Consider the following 13,933-nt stretch of genomic DNA (forward strand, 5'->3'; position numbering starts at 1 on the left):
TTACCTTTGTCAAGGACTTTTTTCCTCTTTATCGAAATTCTGAAAAGATAAGGGAAAAGAGCCAGTTAAACTGACTCCTTCTATTTATCTTGCCAATTAGTCGCACGTTCCTCTCCCCACCAGTAAGGGATCAATTCGGCAACCTTAATTGTTTTTCTTGTTTCGTAGTCCATCATGAACTCTGCTTCTTTATTCTCAGCATTCAATTCTAAGAGAAATTCTCTGCAAGCGCCACAGGGCATACCTGATCCTTCGCCGTAGGGAGGTTTGTCTCGAAAGGCGAGGATTTTCTTAACTTTGGTTTGTCCTGAAAATTGATACATATTGAAGAGAGCCGCTCATTCTGCACAGAGATGAAAAACACCACAAGTGCCTTCCATACAAAATCCTGTGAAGATCTGACCATCTTCTGCTTCTACTGCAGCAACAACATGGTTAGCATAAACAAAGTCAGAAACCTCATGGGGATTGTATAAAGTTCGCGCTTCTTCATACATCTTTTCCCAGATATCCATCTGCAGTCCTTTTTATTTAGAAATCTCTTTGAGCATGTTCTCGATATGCTGGATAGATTTTTCACGACCTAATAGGTAAATCGTATCTGGAAGTTCTGGTCCATGCATTTCACCTGAAACGGCAATACGAATCGGCATGAAGAGGTTTTTCCCTTTAATACCTGTTTCTTTTTGAACTGCTTTGATTTGTGGGAAGATGTTTTCTGTTACAAATTCTTCATCTGTCATTGCTTCTAGTTTCGCTTTGAAGGCTTCCAGAACAACCGGAACGGTTTCTCCTGCCATGACCTCGCGCTCAGCGTCTGTCAACTCTGGGAAATCCGAGAAGAAAAGATCTGTCAATGGAACGATTTCATCCACTGATTTCATTTGTGGTTTGTATAGTTCCACCATTTTTTCAGACTTGTCAGTCAAACGCCCTGCTTCTTCTAAGTAAGGTTTAGCCATTTCAAAGATGGTTGTCAAGTCAGCTCTCTTGATGTAGTCATTGCTCATCCAGTCCAGTTTCTTCTGATCAAAGGCAGCTGGTGACTTGCTGAGACGATTTTCATCAAAGAGTTTAATCAATTCCTCACGAGAGAAAATTTCATCTTCGCCACCTGGATTCCAACCAAGAAGGGCGATAAAGTTAAAGACAGCTTCTGGAAGATAGCCTTTCTTACGGTAGTCTTCAATAAATTGAAGGGTATTGGTGTCACGTTTAGACAATTTTTTACCCGTTTCAGAGTTGATGATCAAAGTCATGTGACCGAACTCAGGTGCATCCCAACCAAGAGCTTCATAAACCATAAGCTGTTTTGGTGTGTTGGCAATGTGGTCATCTCCACGGATAACATGAGAGATTTGCATATCATGGTCATCGATGACAACAGCAAAGTTGTATGTTGGGTAGCCATCTTTCTTTTGAATCACCCAGTCACCACCGATGTTGCCACCTTCAAACTCGATATCACCTTTGACCATATCATGCCATTTGTAGATACCAGACTCATTGACAGCCAAACGAACAGTTGGGATGATACCAGCCGCTTCACGTTCTGCGATGTAAGCTGCTTTTTCCTCTTCACTCATGCCAAGATATTCATTGATGTAGCGTGGTGTTTCGCCAGCTGCTTCTTGGTGTTCGCGCTCAGCCGCCAACTCTTCTTCTGTAACGTAAGATTTGTAGGCTTTTCCTTCAGCTAGCAATTGGTCGATGTATTTTTGATACAAGTCCAAACGCTCAGACTGGCGGTAGTTTGCATGAGTTTCTGGACTTTCATCCCAGTCAATCCCCAACCAGCGAAGATTTTCAAGCTGTGAACGTTCTCCATCCTCAACATGGCGTTTACGGTCAGTATCTTCGATACGAATGATAAAAGTTCCACCATGATGGCGTGCGTAAAGGTAGTTAAACAATGCTGTACGGGCATTTCCGATGTGTAGTAGTCCTGTTGGACTTGGTGCGTAGCGTACGCGGATATCTTTTGACATAGTTTCTCCTATAAAGTCTCTAGGCGTCTGCCTTTTTGCTTTCTATATTATATCACAAGTCTCGCCTGAGTCCAATGTCTATGAATAAAGAGAGTAAAAAGAGTGGACAAGCCACTCTTTTCTTCTATTATAGACGTGCGTTAAGCTCTTTGCTCAATTCTTCAAATCCTGGTTTTCCAAGAAGGGCAAACATGTTACGTTTGTAGGCTTCAACACCTGGTTGGTCAAATGGGTTGATGGCGTTCAAGTAACCTGAAAGGGCAATTGCCAATTCGAAGAAGTAGATAGTGTAACCAAGAGTGAAGGCATCTTGCTCTGGAAGGGTGACGTACATGTTTGGTACATCACCGTCTGTGTGGGCAAGAAGAACACCGTCAGTTGCTTTTTTGTTTACAAAGTCAACGTCTTTTCCTTGAAGGTAACCAAGTCCGTCAAGGTCTTCTTCCAAAGTAGGAATGATCACGTTCTTACGTGGTTTGTCAACACGGACAACTGTTTCAAACATGATACGAGTTCCTTCTTGGATAAATTGACCCAATGAGTGCAAGTCAGTTGAGAAGTTTGCTGAAGTTGGGTAGATCCCTTTTTGGTCTTTCCCTTCTGACTCACCAGCCAATTGTTTCCACCATTCTGAGAAGTATTGAAGTGATGGTTCGTAGTTTACCAAGATTTCAGTAGCATAGCCTTTGCGGTAAAGGATGTTACGAACTGCTGCGTATTGGTATGCTTCGTTTTCAGCAATCTTGTCTGAAGTGTAGTCTTTACGAGCTGCGTTGGCACCTTCCATAAGGGCTTTGATATCTGCACCTGATGCAGCGATTGGAAGCAATCCAACTGCTGTCAATACTGAGAAGCGTCCACCGATGTCATCTGGAACTACAAATGTTTCCCAACCATTAGCATCTGCTTCAACCTTAACAGCACCTTTTTGGCGGTCAGTTGTTGCGTAGATACGTTTGTTAGCTTCTTCTTGTCCGTATTTCTTAACCAAAAGTTCTTTGAAGACACGGAAAGCAATAGCTGGTTCAGTTGTTGTACCTGATTTAGAAATCACGTTTACTGAGAAGTCTTTGTCAGCTACGTACTCCACCAAGTCAGCAAGGTAAGTTGATGAGATTGAGTTTCCAGCGTAAAGGATTTGTGGCGCTTTACGTTCTTCTTTTGTTTGCAAGTTAGCAAAGTGGTGGTTCAAGAAGTCGATGGCTGCTTTGGCACCAAGGTAAGATCCACCGATACCGATTACAACCAAGACATCGCTATCTGATTTGATTTGCTCAGCAGCTTTCAAGATGCGGTCGAATTCTTCGCGGTCGTAGTTTTCAGGAAGGTCCAACCAACCCAAAAAGTCACTACCAGCACCAGTTCCTTTACGGATCAATTCGTCTGCAGCTGTTACTTGTGCTTGCATGTATTCCACTTCATGTGGGGCAACAAATTTGTCTAAAACTTTTGAATAATCAAATTTAATATGTGACATGATAATCCTCCAAAATTTCTTCTTTTCTATCATAACGCTTACCTTCGATTTTTTCAAGTTTTTTTATTGAATTTGCCCAATTTTTATCAGAATTCAAACGTTTGCGTAAATTTGCTAAAATATAAAAAATCTGAAAGGACGAATAAAAACGGCTAGAGACTCTAACCGTTACAATTCATTTAATAAATACTCAAATAGTTCTAAATTGCCGTCTTCTTCATTGACCAGGAACTCTGGGTGCCACTGTAAACCAATGATACGATGCTCGTCGATAGACTCAATCGCTTCCACCGTCTGGTCGCGAGGGTCCACCGCTGTCACACGGAAATTAGGTGCCAGGTCTTTGATACTTTGACGATGAACTGAGTTGACCTGACTTTCTTTGCCAAATAACTTAGCCACCACGCTTCCTTCTACTGTCTCAATAGTATGAGATGTCCCAAAAGGTAAGCCTTGCCAGTGACCTTCAATTTCTTGGTGGAGGGTGCCGCCAAAAGCAACATTGACCAGCTGAACCCCGCGACAGATTGCCATAATTGGTTTATTCTGACGGAGCGCTTCTTTCAAGAGGGCTAGTTCAAACTCATCGCGTACAAGGTTGTAATCATCGCTCTCAATGGTCTTTTTCTCTCCATAAAACTGAGGATGGACGTTTTGCCCACCTGTCAAGATGAGTTTGTCAATCATTTCCACATAATCGCGCACAATGGACTCATCTCCTACAGGAATTACTAAAGGGAGACCACCGACTTGACGAATGCTCTCTGCAAATTTACAAGATACAGATGAGTGAATGTTTTTCCCTTCTGCATCTACAGGACATAGGTTTGCAGCAACTCCTACAACCGTTCTAGCCATGATGTGTCTCCTTTCGATTTTCTTGCGACAGTCTTATCTTATCACTCCAACCCTTTCATGTCTAATATGTTTTTTTAAAGACCGTGATAAGTATTTTTTATGGACAAGAAAAAGCTGCCCAACGAGGACAACTTCTTTTTTATTCGAAGACAAATTGATTGTGATATAGTTCCGAGTAGAAACCGCCGAGTTTGAGCAACTCGTGATGATTTCCACGTTCAATAACCTCTCCTTCTTTGAGGACAATAATCTGATCGGCATTGAGGATAGTCTTCAAACGATGGGCAATGACAAAACTGGTTCGACCTGCTACAACTGCCTCCATGGCATGTTGAATCTTGCTTTCTGTTACGGTATCGACATTGGAAGTCGCTTCATCTAAGATTAGGACTTGAGGATCTGTCATCAAGGTTCGAGCGATGGAAATCAATTGTTTCTGCCCAGTCGAGAAGATATTTTGCTCATCATCAATAAGGGTATCATACTTGTCAGGCAAGCTTTCGATGTAGTCATGAATATGAGTTGCCTTAGCAGCTGCTTCGACCATTTCCTGACTGGCATCTGGCACACCAAAGCGGATATTGTCTCGGATCGTTCCACTAAACAAGACCGAATCCTGCAAGACAATACCGACCTTACTCCGCAGGCTGTCCAAGTCGTAGTCACGAATGTCTTTCCCATCAAAGCAAATGCTGCCTGCATCCACATCGTAGAAACGATTGATGAGGTTCATGATGGTCGTTTTCCCTGAGCCAGTCGGACCGACAACTGCTATCATCTGCCCCTTAGGAGCTGAAATGCTAACATCTTTTAAAATCGGCTTGTCTGGCACATAAGAGAAATCAATGTGACTGATTTCAACACCTTCTCGCAATTCCGTAAAGGCGGGTGCACTTTGCGGACGGATCTCTTCTTCTGCATCGAACATTTCTTGGATACGATCTGCTCCTGTAAAGGCTAACTGAAGACTGCCCCAGCTAGCAGCAACCTGGATAATGGGCTGGTAGTACTGCTGAGAAAATTGGGTAAACATGACAATCAAACCTAGGGCTGTCGTTGTTTCGATGCTCGGGTCATTCAGTAGGACAGCCGAACCCGCAAAAATGACAATGGCTGTATTGACCAAGCTCATCCCATTCATAACAGGAAAGAGGATGCCTGAGAACATTCTCCCTTTAAAGGTTGCCTTACGCACGCGCTCATTTTGCACCACAAAGCCTGCTACGATGTCGTCCTGAATCCCTTGAACGATAACAGCTTTCTGCCCTGAAATACTTTCGTCCATGTAGGCGTTGAGTTTCCCAACCTCTTTTTGCTGGAGATTGGTGTACTTGCGGGCCATTTTCACGATGAAGACCAACATGAGAAAGGCCACCGGGGTGCTGGCTACTGTTATCAGAGCTAGCGTCACATTTCTTGAAAACATGACAAAAATCAAACCGATGTAAAGAGCAATATTGCTCATAACCTGAACTAGACTTTCATTGAAGGCTTGAAGGATGTTGTCCAAGTCACTCGTGAAGCGAGAGAGGATGTCACCATCCTGATGGCGGTCAAAGAAAGAAACCGTCAAACGAGAAAGTTTGCCAAAAAGCCCCTTACGCATCTCATTTGTCGACTCGGCAATCACACGGGTCATCAAGGTCATGTAAATCAAACTGGATACCACTAAGGAAAGGACAACCAGAGCTAGATTCAGCATCAGAGCCGATAAACTCTGCCAGGCTAGTTCAGAAGTTCCATTTTGATAAGCCAGCACTAGGTTAGCAAGCTCTGTTACTGCTTGACCTGAAAAAACTGGAAAGAGGGCTTGGGCAATTGTCGCCACTGCAACCATCAGAATCACAATGACAAAGGAGAGCTTGTAAACTTTAAAATAATTCCAGAAAAATCGAACGGTTTTCATTTTATTCCTCCTTTCCCTTTTGTGTTTCGTAGATTTCGCGGTAGACGGCATTGTTAGCTACCAAGTCTGCATGCCTTCCTTCTCCAATCAAGCGTCCTTGGTCCAAGACCAAAATCTTGTCTGCATGGACGACTGAACTGATCTTTTGAGCGATGATAATGGTTGTCGTCCCTTTCAGATCTTTATTCAAAGCTTCCTGTACGAGTCTTTCTGACTTGGCATCCAAGGCCGAAGTCGAATCGTCAAAAATCAGGATACGGGGATTGCTGACGATCCCACGGGCAATGGACATCCGTTGTTTTTGTCCACCAGAAAAGTTGGTGCCACGTTCTTCGACCTGACTCTCAAATTTGTTTTCCATACGCCCGATAAATTCGCTGGCTTGAGCAATTCGTGCTGCACGTTCCATTTCTGACACGCTGGCATTTCCTTTCCCTTGACGAAGATTATCTGCAATGGTCCCACTAAAGAGAATAGCACGTTGCAAGACAATGGAAACTGTTTTACGCAAAGTTCCCTCGCTAACGTCTCGAATATCCTTGCCACCAATCTTGATAGATCCCTCCTGTGGATCAAACAGTCGTGGAATTAACTGAGCTAGAGTGGACTTCCCTGCTCCAGTAGCCCCAACCACACCCACCATCTGACCAGGCGCAACATCAAAGGTTACATTCTTCAGCATAGGCTCATCATCATTAGGATAGGTGAAGGTCACATTTTCAAAAGAGAGACTTCCTTCTAACTCTTCATCTGGGAGATCTTTAAAGATCATTGCTGGCTCGGTATCTAGAATTTCGCGGATACGACGCAAGGAAATCATGGCACGGCTGACAGAATTTCCTAAAAATCCAACCATGATAATAGTAAAGATAATCTGGCTGAGATAGTTGACAAAGGAAGCAATCGAGCCCACAACAGATGGATCTGACTGAGCCATTCCGGCCACCAGCCAGATAGAGAGGAAGACTGCCCCATAACCGACTAGCATCATAACAGGTTCTATAACTGAGAAGGCATAACCAATATAAAGATTTTGGCCGAGAAGTTCGTCAGAAACCTCGGTAAATTTGTCAAATTGTGCTTTTTCTTGTACAAAGGATTTGACCACGCGCACACCACGTAGATTTTCTTTGGCGATAGCATTGATCCGTTCAAGAAGGGTTTGAAACTTAGCAAATCGTGGTCCCATCATCCCCATCATGATGGCTGTAAGTGCAAAGATTAGGAGCACCATGAGGACAATCACCCACCAAAGTGACGGGAGAGTGTGGACCGCCAAGATAAAGGAACCGATAAAGAGAAGAGGGAGACGGAAGAGGATTTGAAAAGCCATCATCACCACATTCTGAATTTGGTTGATATCATTGGTCATACGGACGACAAGGTTGCCGGCATTAAACTGCTCGATATTGGCATAAGAAAAAGTCTGGATCTTGCGAAAGGCGTCTTCCCGAAGGTCCGAAGACACTCCTTGAGCAATGTAGGCTGCAAGCGTTACATTGACCCCACCTGCAACCAGACCGACTAGGGCTACTCCTATCAGCCAAGCGCCAATACTATAAATAGCCTCATTTTGTCCGGCCAACAAAGCCTCTAACACCTCTTGCAAATAGCGCGGTTGCAAGAGCGAACTCGCAACCATCAAGCCTGTCATCATTAGGGATGCCAAGGCTTGCCATTTATAGGTTTTTATTTTTTTAATGAGCATATTTCCTCCTAATAAAATAGATAAAGGGAGCGACATCTTGCGTCAGCTCCTTCTCATTCGTTCATATTGATGCTATTCTAGCAAAAAAGAGGCATCTTGTCAAAGAAGTCTCATTATTATAAATTAGTGCGCTTTCATCTACAGGTGATGCATGAAAAGGCTTTTTATGGTAAAATGAAAGGAAGAACTCTTACAAGGAGGAAAAGATGAAGAAACAAACCATCGCTGTCTTGGGTCCTGGTTCTTGGGGAACTGCCCTTTCGCAGGTCCTAAACGACAATGGACACGAAGTTCGAATTTGGGGAAATATTTCTGACCAAATTGATGAAATCAATAACCAACATACAAACAAACGCTACTTCAAAGATATCCTACTCGACGAAAAGATCAAAGCCTATCATGACTTGGAAGAAACACTAAAGGATGTGGATGCTGTTTTATTTGTAGTCCCAACAAAAGTAACGAGACTGGTTGCCCAACAAGTAGCAAAGGTGCTCGATCACAAGGTTGTCATCATGCATGCCTCCAAAGGCTTGGAACCAGATAGCCACAAACGCCTATCAACCATTCTTGAAGAGGAAATTCCAGCTGACCTTCGTAGTGATATCGTCGTTGTTTCAGGACCTAGTCACGCTGAGGAAACGATTGTACGCGATATTACCTTGATTACCGCAGCCTCCAAAGACCTTGAAACTGCTCAGTACGTACAAAATCTCTTTAGCAATCACTACTTCCGTCTCTATACTAATACAGATGTTATCGGAGTTGAAACCGCTGGTGCTCTCAAAAACATCATCGCAGTTGGCGCTGGGGCATTACATGGTCTAGGATTTGGCGACAATGCCAAGGCAGCCATTATCGCCCGTGGCTTAGCAGAAATAACTCGTCTAGGGGTCGCTCTTGGAGCTAATCCTCTGACTTATAGCGGTCTTTCTGGAGTTGGAGATTTGATCGTAACTGGGACATCTGTCCACTCTCGTAACTGGAGGGCTGGTGATGCTCTCGGTCGTGGAGAATCCCTAGGAGACATCGAAGCAAACATGGGTATGGTCATCGAAGGCATTTCAACAACTCGAGCAGCTTACGAGCTGGCTCAGGAATTGGGTGTCTACATGCCAATCACACAGGCTATTTACCGAGTTATCTACGAAGGTGTCAATATCAAAGAAGCAATCACTGACATCATGAGCAATGAATTTAAAGCAGAAAACGAATGGTCATAGACCTTTATAGAAAGGAACATCATGAAACAAAAAGTCAGAAAAGCAGTCATCCCAGCCGCTGGATTGGGAACTCGCTTCCTCCCAGCAACTAAGGCCTTGGCCAAGGAAATGTTGCCAATCGTAGACAAGCCAACTATCCAGTTTATCGTTGAAGAAGCTCTCAAATCTGGTATCGAAGATATCTTGGTTGTTACAGGTAAGTCAAAACGTTCCATCGAGGACCACTTCGACTCAAACTTTGAATTGGAATATAATCTCAAAGAAAAAGGGAAAACAGATCTTTTGAAGCTAGTTGATGAAACAACTGGCATGCGCCTGCATTTTATCCGCCAAACGCATCCACGTGGTCTCGGCGATGCTGTTTTGCAAGCCAAGGCTTTCGTTGGAAATGAACCTTTTGTCGTTATGCTTGGTGATGACTTGATGGATATCACAGACGAAAAGGCTGTTCCACTTACCAAACAACTCATGGATGACTACGAGCGTACCCACGCGTCCACTATCGCTGTTATGCCAGTCCCTCATGACGAAGTATCTGCTTATGGGGTTATTGCTCCGCAAGGCGAAGGAAAAGACGGTCTTTACAGCGTTGAAACCTTCGTTGAAAAACCTGCACCAGAGGATGCTCCTAGCGACCTTGCTATCATCGGACGGTACCTCCTCACGCCTGAAATTTTCCAAATCCTTGAGAACCAGACTCCAGGTGCAGGAAATGAAATTCAGCTGACAGATGCAATCGATACCCTCAATAAAACACAACGTGTATTTGCTCGTGAGTTCAAAGGGGCTCGTTACGATGTCGGAGACAAGTTTGGCTTTATGAAAACCTCCATCGACTACGCTCTCAAACATCCACAAGTCAAAGACGACTTGAAAGACTACCTCATCCAACTCGGAAAAGAGCTGGCTGGGGGGGAATAGAAGAAAAACAAAGCTCTTAAATAAGGGCTTTGTTGTTTTGTTGAAGCTTGCAATAAAAAAGCCATCTTTACAGATGACTTATTAGCAACTGAATCGGTACTCGATTTTTCAAGTTATGCACGGACAAAGCCTTATTTTAACTTGCTGTGTTGTTTCGAATGGTTCCAAAACTTTTTTGTATGATATAACAGAATATTTTAAAAATGAAGGGGGTTTCTATGGAGATTGATGTGTTTTTTGATTATTATTTAAAATCACTTAGGTTTTATTTTGGTGATAGGTGTAAGGATATTGGATTTATAAAGTTTTTCAAAGATAAAAACAATAGTTTTATTGCCATAGAGGATTATGTTTTAGAAGCATTAGTAATATTGTCAAATATTTTGAGTAAGGAGAGGATTGTGTTTTCTTGTGGATTTATTCATAGCAAGGGGGTAGTTACTGGAGTAGAAGTATGCATGAATGTATTAGAGTTAGAAAGATTAAATAATTTGTATAAGATATAGTTTTGAAGAATATTAAAAAACATTAGGTAAACTGTCTATGTAGGATGTGCGGAGTTGATAGTATCAATATTTCCTAGTTATAGAGCTGTGTTGTTTCGAATGGTTCCAATCTACATAAAAAACTACTCATTTTTTGAGTAGCTTTTTAACTATTCCCCCTACACATAGCTCATTCCCTTATAGCAAAGGAAAATGGCTAGTGCGATAAAAAGTACAGTTGCTCCGATTCGCTGGCTAGTATTGTACATCCTTCTCTCCCATTTGACTGGAAAAATAACTGCTAGAAAAGCCCCGCCTACTGCGCCACCAATATGCCCTGCTAGGCTGATTCCTGGAATCAGAATACTTCCAATGATATTTATCACGAAAAGTGTCAGATAGGATTGCCCCAACTGCTGGATATAGGGGCTGCGAGTTGCATAACGCAAGACGATAATCGCAGCAAATAATCCATAGAGAGAAGTGGAGGCCCCTGCTGCTAGGACTTTCGGTGTGAAAGCAAACACAAAGAGATTGCCCATCATTCCTGATAAGAGATAGAGAAAAAAGAACTGCTTAGAACCGAAAATTTCCTCCACTTGTCGTCCAAGAAAGTAGAGTGAAATCATATTGACAATAAAATGCTCCCATCCAATATGCACAAATATAGCCGAAAAAAGGCGCCATATCTGCTCAGGGAACAGGCGAATGATCGGTCCATACATGGCTCCAAACTGAAGCAGGGTATCTGCTCGTTCAAAATTTAAACCTGTAAGAACCAACATCAAGAGAAAGACCAATGCGGTTACTAGGAGGAAGAAACTAGTAACAGGATAACGTTTATCAAAGATTTCCTTCATAGATTAACACCTCCTGTACGGGAATATCATGGTTTTCCGAGTTAAACTCCTGAACTTGACAAGGATAGATTGTACTCATGGTATGCCCAGCAAAATGTTCCAGATAGCGGTCATAGTAGCCTCCACCATATCCAATCCGATAGCCATCCATCGTAAAAACCAAACCCGGAACATGAATCAAATCAATCTGAGACGAATCCACCTCCTCCAAGTCACCTTGTGGTTCCAGCAAACCAAAGGAAGTTTTTGCCAACTGCTTCGGATCATATACCACAAATTCCATGCGCCCCTTGGGATAGGTTTTGGGTATCAGAACCTTTTTGCCGTCCTTCAGCGCCTGCTCGATCAATTCTTGCGTTTGAAATTCATGAGGGAAGGAGAGATAGGTTGCGATGGTCTTGGCTTCTTGGTAAAAAGGGTGTTGTAAGAAACGCTCAGTTAAAGCTCGATCCATAGCCTGTTTTTGCTCCTGAGATAAAGCCTTCATTTCTTGCAAAATTTTCTTGCGTAGTTCTGCTTTCATAGACAATTCCTCTACTCTGCTGCCTTCTTTTTCAAGAAACTAGAGACCGCATCTACCCCAATGGCTAAGGCTTCTTCCTTAGGGCTCATCTGAGGGTGATGAAGGGCGTAGGGACTATCAATACCTAGCCAGAACATAACGCCATCTATCTTCGAAAGGAGATAACCAAAGTCCTCACCCGTCATAGCAGGCTCGATATCAATCAACTCGATTCCATCTTTCTCTTCAAAAAAAGCCATCAGTTCACGCGTCAAGGCTGGATTGTTCTCAACAGGTAGGTAGCCTCCTTGCTTGAGTTCTACTTCAACTTCCATATCAAAGGCTGCTGCAACCCCTTCTGCGACTGTCTTGACTCTTTTTTGTACCAAGAGGCTCATGTCCTGAGTCAAGGCGCGAATGGTTCCATGTAAAAATGCTGTGTCTGTAATGACATTGTTGGTTGTTCCAGCTTGGAAAAAGCCAAAGGTCACCACCGCTCCCTCGATTGGATTAACATTGCGGCTGACAACTGACTGCACCTGGGTTACAAAGTAACTAGCTGCCACCAAGGCGTCATTGGTTTCATGCGGAAAGGCTGCATGTCCCCCTTTTCCTTTGAAACGAATCTTCACCTCACAAGTCCCTGCAAAGAGTGTATGGGTGTTGGTCGCAATCTGGCCGACTTTCAAATCCGGACGAACATGAAGGCCATAAAATTGGTCTGGCAGCCAGTCCCCGAAAGCACCATCCTCATACATGAGCATCCCACCGGCTTCATTTTCTTCAGCAGGCTGAAATAGGAAGAGCAGATTATTTTTAGGTTGCTCCTCAAGGGCGCGTTCGAGACAGCCCAAGGCAATGGTCATATGAAAATCATGGCCACAGGCATGCATGCGACCTTGGTGCCGAGAAGCAAAAGGTAGACCTGTTTGTTCGACGATAGGCAGACCATCAATATCTGTTCGCCAACCAATGGTTCGTTCCGGCTGACTTCCCTGCAGGTAGACCAAAATACCTGTCCGCCAAGTACGAACTTGAACAAAGTTCTTGCCCGTAGTCAATTTTTCAATCACATCCAGCAAATAAGCCTGAGTCTTGAACTCTTCCAAGCCAATCTCTGGAATCTGGTGTAAATCTCGTCTAGTCTGAATCAAATCTAACATCTATCGATCCTCCTTTTGATAGAAGAAAGAGGCTGGAAAAAGGGTTCCGCCTCTTTTTTACTTTTACAATTACAAGGTACGAAGCGCATCCTCAAGCGCTGTTTTTTGTTGGGTTTGGGCATCGATCTCTTTGATGATACGAGCTGGAACACCTGCTACAACCACGTTTTCTGGAACATCTTGGGTAACAATAGCTCCTGCTGCAACAACTGAACCACTGCCGATTTGGACCCCTTCGATCACCACTGCATTAGCACCGATAAGAACATTATCTCCGACACGGACTGGTTCAGCGCTAGCTGGCTCAATCACACCCGCCAAAACTGCACCTGCACCAACGTGACTGTTTTTCCCAACGATAGCGCGACCACCAAGGATGGCACCCATGTCAATCATGGTTCCAGCACCAATTTCAGCACCGATATTGATAACAGCTCCCATCATGATAACAGCATTGTCACCAATTTCAACCTGGTCACGGATAATAGCACCTGGCTCGATACGAGCATTGATCGCACGTTTATCTAGCAAAGGAACTGCAGAATTACGAGCATCTTGCTCGACAACATAATCTTGATTTTCTACTAAACCTTCAAGAAGCGGAGCCACGTCCTTCCAGTCTCCGAATAAAACATTTCCTAGTTTGACAACAGAGCTTGGTACAGCAGTTGCAAGTTGTCCTTCAAAGGTTACTTTGACACTGGTTTTCTTTTCTGCATTAGCGATAAATTGGATAATTTCTTGGGCGTTCATTTTTGTAGCAGTCATAGGTGCCTCCTGGTTCGTTATAATGATACCTATTCTACCAAAAAAGGCCTCAAATTTGAAGCCTCAACTATCAA

At 43.4% G+C, this 13,933-nt stretch carries 12 protein-coding genes and 1 pseudogene; 3 read left to right on the forward strand and 10 right to left on the reverse strand.

Going from position 1 to position 13,933, the window contains the following annotated elements:
* Positions 1-80: 80 nt before the first annotated feature.
* The 6 genes and pseudogenes from HMPREF8578_RS12520 to HMPREF8578_RS03865 form a co-directional block, all read right to left on the reverse strand.
* Positions 81-515, reverse strand: a pseudogene (locus HMPREF8578_RS12520) (cytidine deaminase family protein).
* 12 nt (positions 516-527) lie between these two features.
* The gene (gene gltX / locus HMPREF8578_RS03840; RefSeq protein ID WP_000031041.1) at positions 528-1,988 is read right to left on the reverse strand and encodes a glutamate--tRNA ligase; all 1,461 of its coding nucleotides are present in this window, start codon (positions 1,986-1,988) and stop codon (positions 528-530) included.
* A gap of 127 nt (positions 1,989-2,115) precedes the next feature.
* Positions 2,116-3,465 (reverse strand): glucose-6-phosphate isomerase, encoded by a 1,350-nt coding sequence (locus HMPREF8578_RS03845; protein WP_000018244.1) that lies wholly within the window; start codon positions 3,463-3,465, stop codon positions 2,116-2,118.
* Positions 3,466-3,633: 168 nt separating this feature from the next.
* On the reverse strand, positions 3,634-4,323 hold the full coding sequence (locus tag HMPREF8578_RS03855) for a gamma-glutamyl-gamma-aminobutyrate hydrolase family protein (RefSeq protein ID WP_000124761.1): 690 nt from the start codon (positions 4,321-4,323) through the stop codon (positions 3,634-3,636).
* Between the two features lie 139 nt (positions 4,324-4,462).
* Positions 4,463-6,229, reverse strand: a complete 1,767-nt coding sequence (locus tag HMPREF8578_RS03860; RefSeq protein WP_000860000.1) for an ABC transporter ATP-binding protein — start codon at positions 6,227-6,229, stop codon at positions 4,463-4,465.
* 1 nt (position 6,230) lies between these two features.
* Positions 6,231-7,937 (reverse strand): ABC transporter ATP-binding protein, encoded by a 1,707-nt coding sequence (locus HMPREF8578_RS03865; RefSeq protein WP_000905733.1) that lies wholly within the window; start codon positions 7,935-7,937, stop codon positions 6,231-6,233.
* Between the two features lie 206 nt (positions 7,938-8,143).
* Here HMPREF8578_RS03865 and HMPREF8578_RS03870 point away from each other — a divergent pair, with 206 nt between their 5' ends.
* The 3 genes from HMPREF8578_RS03870 to HMPREF8578_RS03880 all read left to right on the forward strand — a co-directional run bounded on the left by HMPREF8578_RS03870 (position 8,144) and on the right by HMPREF8578_RS03880 (position 10,587).
* Positions 8,144-9,160 (forward strand): NAD(P)H-dependent glycerol-3-phosphate dehydrogenase, encoded by a 1,017-nt coding sequence (locus HMPREF8578_RS03870; protein ID WP_000745025.1) that lies wholly within the window; start codon positions 8,144-8,146, stop codon positions 9,158-9,160.
* A 21-nt stretch (positions 9,161-9,181) separates the two neighbouring features.
* Positions 9,182-10,081: a UTP--glucose-1-phosphate uridylyltransferase GalU gene (gene galU, locus HMPREF8578_RS03875; RefSeq protein ID WP_000811024.1), complete on the forward strand. Its 900-nt coding sequence runs from the start codon at positions 9,182-9,184 to the stop codon at positions 10,079-10,081.
* Between the two features lie 218 nt (positions 10,082-10,299).
* On the forward strand, positions 10,300-10,587 hold the full coding sequence (locus tag HMPREF8578_RS03880) for a hypothetical protein (RefSeq protein ID WP_000401879.1): 288 nt from the start codon (positions 10,300-10,302) through the stop codon (positions 10,585-10,587).
* A 158-nt stretch (positions 10,588-10,745) separates the two neighbouring features.
* Here HMPREF8578_RS03880 and HMPREF8578_RS03885 read toward each other — a convergent pair whose 3' ends face one another.
* The 4 genes from HMPREF8578_RS03885 to dapD form a co-directional block, all read right to left on the reverse strand.
* Positions 10,746-11,426, reverse strand: coding sequence for a rhomboid family intramembrane serine protease (locus tag HMPREF8578_RS03885; protein WP_000658475.1), 681 nt, complete (start codon positions 11,424-11,426; stop codon positions 10,746-10,748).
* Positions 11,410-11,949 carry a 5-formyltetrahydrofolate cyclo-ligase gene (locus HMPREF8578_RS03890; protein WP_000642758.1) on the reverse strand — a complete coding sequence of 180 codons (540 nt, stop codon included), beginning with the start codon at positions 11,947-11,949 and terminating at the stop codon, positions 11,410-11,412. The genes HMPREF8578_RS03885 and HMPREF8578_RS03890 overlap by 17 nt, the downstream gene beginning before the upstream one ends.
* An 11-nt stretch (positions 11,950-11,960) precedes the next feature.
* The gene (locus tag HMPREF8578_RS03895) at positions 11,961-13,091 is read right to left on the reverse strand and encodes an N-acetyldiaminopimelate deacetylase (RefSeq protein WP_000886118.1); all 1,131 of its coding nucleotides are present in this window, start codon (positions 13,089-13,091) and stop codon (positions 11,961-11,963) included.
* 69 nt (positions 13,092-13,160) lie between these two features.
* Complete coding sequence (gene dapD / locus HMPREF8578_RS03900) at positions 13,161-13,859, reverse strand: 2,3,4,5-tetrahydropyridine-2,6-dicarboxylate N-acetyltransferase (RefSeq protein ID WP_000127466.1); 699 nt, start codon at positions 13,857-13,859, stop codon at positions 13,161-13,163.
* Positions 13,860-13,933 lie beyond the last annotated feature (74 nt).

It is taken from the genome of Streptococcus oralis ATCC 49296, from assembly GCF_000185265.1.
GTDB classification, from domain to species: Bacteria; Bacillota; Bacilli; order Lactobacillales; family Streptococcaceae; genus Streptococcus; species Streptococcus oralis_BC.

Coding starts and splice junctions, on each gene's coding strand:
- galU (WP_000811024.1), top strand. CDS start 9,182: ATGAAACAAAAAGTCAGAAAAGCAGTCATCCCAGCCGCTGGATTGGGA.
- HMPREF8578_RS03855 (WP_000124761.1), bottom strand. CDS start 4,323: ATGGCTAGAACGGTTGTAGGAGTTGCTGCAAACCTATGTCCTGTAGAT.
- HMPREF8578_RS03890 (WP_000642758.1), bottom strand. CDS start 11,949: ATGAAAGCAGAACTACGCAAGAAAATTTTGCAAGAAATGAAGGCTTTA.
- HMPREF8578_RS03895 (WP_000886118.1), bottom strand. CDS start 13,091: ATGTTAGATTTGATTCAGACTAGACGAGATTTACACCAGATTCCAGAG.
- HMPREF8578_RS03870 (WP_000745025.1), top strand. CDS start 8,144: ATGAAGAAACAAACCATCGCTGTCTTGGGTCCTGGTTCTTGGGGAACT.
- HMPREF8578_RS03880 (WP_000401879.1), top strand. CDS start 10,300: ATGGAGATTGATGTGTTTTTTGATTATTATTTAAAATCACTTAGGTTT.
- gltX (WP_000031041.1), bottom strand. CDS start 1,988: ATGTCAAAAGATATCCGCGTACGCTACGCACCAAGTCCAACAGGACTA.
- HMPREF8578_RS03860 (WP_000860000.1), bottom strand. CDS start 6,229: ATGAAAACCGTTCGATTTTTCTGGAATTATTTTAAAGTTTACAAGCTC.
- HMPREF8578_RS03885 (WP_000658475.1), bottom strand. CDS start 11,426: ATGAAGGAAATCTTTGATAAACGTTATCCTGTTACTAGTTTCTTCCTC.
- HMPREF8578_RS03845 (WP_000018244.1), bottom strand. CDS start 3,465: ATGTCACATATTAAATTTGATTATTCAAAAGTTTTAGACAAATTTGTT.
- HMPREF8578_RS03865 (WP_000905733.1), bottom strand. CDS start 7,937: ATGCTCATTAAAAAAATAAAAACCTATAAATGGCAAGCCTTGGCATCC.
- dapD (WP_000127466.1), bottom strand. CDS start 13,859: ATGACTGCTACAAAAATGAACGCCCAAGAAATTATCCAATTTATCGCT.